Source organism: Streptomyces phytophilus, assembly GCF_013870535.1.
GTDB classification, from domain to species: domain Bacteria; phylum Actinomycetota; class Actinomycetes; order Streptomycetales; family Streptomycetaceae; genus Streptomyces; species Streptomyces phytophilus.
Window position 1 is genome coordinate 1 of sequence record NZ_JACBXC010000705.1, and the last position, 3144, is coordinate 3144.

3 protein-coding genes are annotated in these 3144 nt (G+C 72.3%); all 3 read right to left on the minus strand.

The genetic code is table 11. The features are described from left to right. Nucleotides 1–802: SDR family oxidoreductase (locus tag H5J30_RS23860; protein WP_258563507.1), on the minus strand; the 802-nt coding region annotated here is incomplete at its 3' end. Nucleotides 803–926: 124 nt separating this feature from the next. Next, entirely contained in the window at nucleotides 927–2060 is a 1134-nt protein-coding gene (locus tag H5J30_RS23865) for a PQQ-dependent sugar dehydrogenase (protein ID WP_181789428.1), read from the minus strand. Nucleotides 2061–2352: 292 nt separating this feature from the next. Next, the coding region (locus H5J30_RS23870; RefSeq protein WP_181789429.1) for a pectate lyase family protein at nucleotides 2353–3144 on the minus strand (792 nt) is incomplete at its 5' end.

Sequence of the window (3144 nt, forward strand, 5' to 3'; positions counted from 1 at the left end):
ACAGCGGCGGTGCCGCGCGCTGCAGCCCGTGCGCGGCCCGTACCCGCCCGGAGGTGTGCACCAGGTAGCGGTTGCGCTCCACGCCCCTGAGGATCATCGCGGCGACCTCCTCCGGCGACTCCGCCTGCTTGCGAAAGCCCGCCTGGAGCCGCCTGAACGCCTTGCTCTGCTTGTCGACGCCGACGATCTCGACGGTCTCGGTCAGCGGCGTGTCCACCGCGCCCGGGCAGACCAGGCTCACGCCGATGCCGTGCCGGCGCAGGTCGAAGCGGAGCACCTCGGAGACGCCGCGCAGCCCGAACTTGCCCGCGCTGTACGCCGCGTGCCACGGCAGCCCGAGCAGGCCGGCCGCCGAGGAGACGTTGACGAGGTGCCCGCCGCGGCCGGCCGCGATCATCGGCGGCACGAACGTCTCGATGACGTGCACCGGCCCCATCAGGTTGACCTCGACCATGGCGCGCCAGTGCCGGTGCTCCAGGTGCTCCACCGTGCCCCACGCCGAGATCCCGGCGATGTTCATCACGATGTCCATCGGCCCGCCGGCCGCGGCGTGCGCGCCGTCGGCCACGGCCCGTACGGCGTCCAGGTCGGCGATGTCGGCGGTGCCGGCGTAGCGCACGGTCCCGCCCTTGGCCCGGATCCGCGTGGCGGTGGTGGCGAGGCCGTCCTCGTCCAGGTCGGTGAGGAACAGCTCCGCACCGCGGGCCGCGGCCAGCGCGGCGGTGGCGCGGCCGATGCCGCCCGCGGCGCCGGTGACGAAGATCCGCCGCCCCGTCAGGTCCTTCAACCCCGGTCGCTTCATCTACCGAACGGTAACGTTCCGCGCCCGCCACCGGAACAGGGCGTGCGCACGAGAGTGCCCGCGGGCCGCAGCACTGCGGCGGCCCGCGGGCTGACACGTGCGAGTCCTACGGGTCGTGCGGGTGTCAGCCGGCCGCGTCCAGCCGCTGGATCGGGCCGCCGATGTCGAGCACGTACAACTCGTTGTCGCCGCCCTGGACGAAGGAGCTCACCTCGCCGCCGCTGACGCCGAGGTCGCTCTCGCCGACGACCTCGCCGTTCTCGACTTCGAGCGCGCGCACGGTGCCGTCGCAGTAGTCGCTGAACAGGTACTGGCCGGCCAGGTCCGGGATCGCCGTGCCGCGGTAGACGAAGCCGCCGGTGACCGAGCAGCCGAGCCCGTCGCGCCCGTACTCGTGGACCGGCGGTACGTGGTTCGCCGGCTCCTCGCCGTCGAAGACCTGCGAGCCCTCCATCCGGCCCCAGCCGTAGTTCTCGCCGCCGGGGCTGCCGGCCGGGGCGTGGTCGATCTCCTCGACCTCGTTCTGCCCGACGTCGCCGATCCACAGGTCGCCGGTCTCGGCGTCGAAGGAGAAGCGCCAGGGGTTGCGCAGCCCGTACGCCCAGATCTCGCCCTTCGCCTGCGCGTCGTCGACGAAGGGGTTGTCCTCGGGGATCGCGTACGGGTCGCCGCCGGCCGGGTCGATCCGCAGCAGCTTGCCGAGCAGCGTGCCGAGGTTCTGGCCGTAGTCGTGCGGGTCGCCGCCGGCGCCGCCGTCGCCGAGGCCGATGTACAGCATCCCGTCGGGGCCGAAGGAGATCTGGCCGCCGTTGTGGTTGGAGTACGGCTGCTCCTGGGTGAGGACGGTGCGCCGCGAGTCCGGGTCGAGCGCGCCGTCGGCGACGGCGAACTCGTCGATGGTGCTGGTGCCTTCCAGGTCGGTGAAGGAAATGTAGAAGTGCTCGAACGCCGGGTCGAAGGCGACGCCGAGCAGCCCGCGCTCGCCGTCCGTCGTCGTCTCGTCCGAGATGTCGAGCACGGGCTCGCCGAGGCCGGAGTCGGTGAGGACCCGGACCGTGCCCGCGCGTTCGGCGATCCAGACGGAGTCGCCGGGGCCCGCGGTGCCCGCGCTCGGGTTCTTCGCCTCGGCCACGGTCGTCAGCTCGACGGCCGCTCGGGCGGAGTCGGCGGGCGGGTCCGCGCTGGCCGCGGACAGCGCGACGCCGGAGACGGCGAGGCAGAACCCGGCGGCGATCGCCGAGATGGTACGCACTCTCATGGTGACCCTCCTGGGGTGGGGTTGAGGGTGTGGGGGAACGGTGCGTGCGCTCGCACGGTCGGGGCGGCGCCCCTGGTGCGCAGGAGGATAACCCGCGCGGCCGTGCCCGCTGAATACCGCAACCCCGCCCCGGGGGAGGGGAGTTCCGCCCGCCGTCCGCCATGTCGGGCATGTGCCGGAGCACCGGACGGCGGTGCCGGACGCCGGTGAAGCGCTGCGCGCCGCGGCGGACTTCGTGCCGCGGGAGGGGCAGGACGTGTCCCGCGGCGGGCCGCGGCGCGCAGCGCCGCTCTCAGAGGTTCCCGGCGCCGGCGCCCTGCGTCACGGAGCTCTTGACGCCCTGGGCGGGCGCTGCGTCGTAGTCGTACGGGATGCCGTCGACGGAGCCGCCGGCCTCTCCGGTGCCGGAGTTCTCGAAGTGGTTGTCACGGGCCTCGATCGTGCCGGGTCCGGAGCTGGCCTCGCCGAGGTGGAAGGGGTCCTCGGTGTTCTCGAAGTAGTTGCCCTCGATCAGCACGCCGGCGTCCTCGGTGGAGGCGACGCCGTAGGAGCCGATGTCGTCGTAGTAGTTGTTGAGCACGTGCACCGGGTTGCCGAAGCGGACCCGCGGGTTGCGCTGGTTGGTGCCGTCGAACCAGTTGAAGGCGTACGTGACGTGCAGGGCGTCGGCGTCCTCGCCGGCGTTGGAGTCGCTGTGGCCGAGCAGGGCGTTCTTGTCCTGGCCGTGGAAGTGGTTCCACGAGACCGTGACGCCGTCCGAGGCGCGCTTGATGTCCAGGTTGCCGTCGCTGGCGTCGGTGAGCGTGTTGTGGTCCAGCCAGACGTCCGTGGCGTACTGCACGTTGACGTTGTCGTCGTCGCTGCCGGAGATGGTCAGGTTCTGCACGATGACGTTGCTGACCTCGCTGATGTTCAGCCCGCCGCCGCCGCTGATGCGGCCGTTGCCGCCCACGCCGACGACGGTCTTGTCGGACGCGACCTTGGTCATGTCGTCGAGTTGGATGGTGCCGTCGACCTCGACGATCCGCGGGCCGTCGCTCTGCACCGCGTCGGTGAACGCGGCCGCGTCCGAGACCCTCACGGT

What these genes read in the sequence shown, in the direction of transcription:
- H5J30_RS23865 (WP_181789428.1), bottom strand. Translation starts at nt 2,060, where the DNA reads ATGAGAGTGCGTACCATCTCGGCGATCGCCGCCGGGTTCTGCCTCGCC.